Source organism: Streptomyces cucumeris (assembly GCF_024295805.1).
GTDB classification, from domain to species: domain Bacteria; phylum Actinomycetota; class Actinomycetes; order Streptomycetales; family Streptomycetaceae; genus Streptomyces; species Streptomyces cucumeris.
Genome location: NZ_JANCLX010000048.1, coordinates 1 through 708, shown reverse-complemented (window position 1 = coordinate 708; position 708 = coordinate 1). Strand labels below are relative to the sequence as shown.

Below are 708 nucleotides of genomic sequence, written 5' to 3'. Positions count from 1 at the left end.
ACCGGCGCCCGGGGGGGCCCCCGGGGGGGGGGGGGGGGGGGGCGCCCCCCCCCCCCCCGCCCCCCCCCGGGCGCCCCCCGGGGGGGGGGGCCCCGCGGGCCCGTTGAGCGCCCGGCAACCGTTCGTTTAGTCCCTCCGATGACCCTGTGAGTCCACACCACGGGGAAGTCGAGGAACACAGTGCCGGACGCACGGGTCACGGTGACGGTCCACGGCCCCGATCCGCTCTCGCGGGCCGGGGTCGTCCGCCATCTCCAGCAGCAGCCCACCGTCGAGCTGATCGCCGGTGATGAACCCCCCGGCACCGTGGCCGTCATGCTCGCCGACCGTCTGGACGACGCCTGCGGGGCCGAGCTGCGCCGGCTGGTGCGCGGCGGTACCCAGCGGGTGGTGCTGGTCGCGGGTGAGCTGCGGGAGACCGAGCTGATGGCCGTGATGGAGTACGGGGTGCGGGCGGTGCTGTGGCAGCACCGCACCACGCCCAGACGGCTGGTGCGCGCGGTGCTCCGGGCGGCGCGCACGGACGGGCGGGGCGAGCCGTGCGGCGTGGACCGGCGGCTGTCCGAACCCGGTGTCCGCGGCTAGGTTCTGTCTCTTTGGTCAGCGGCGGGTCCAGATGAGGATGCCCGCGAGGTGGAGTGCGGCCTGGTAGGCGATCGCGAGCTTGTCGGTTCGTGTGGCCAGGCCGCGCCACTGTTTGAGGCGGTT

General features: G+C 75.6%; 1 protein-coding gene and 1 pseudogene. One reads left to right on the top strand and one right to left on the bottom strand.

Features of this window, described 5'->3' with window-relative positions; translation table 11 throughout:
* Positions 1 to 180: 180 nt before the first annotated feature.
* A complete protein-coding gene (locus NMK44_RS38560) occupies positions 181 to 585 on the top strand; it encodes a DNA-binding response regulator (protein WP_254752282.1) in 405 nt (134 codons plus the stop codon).
* Between the two features lie 15 nt (positions 586 to 600).
* Here the strand turns inward: NMK44_RS38560 and NMK44_RS38555 are convergent.
* Positions 601 to 708: pseudogene (locus NMK44_RS38555) on the bottom strand (IS5/IS1182 family transposase); the annotation flags it as partial.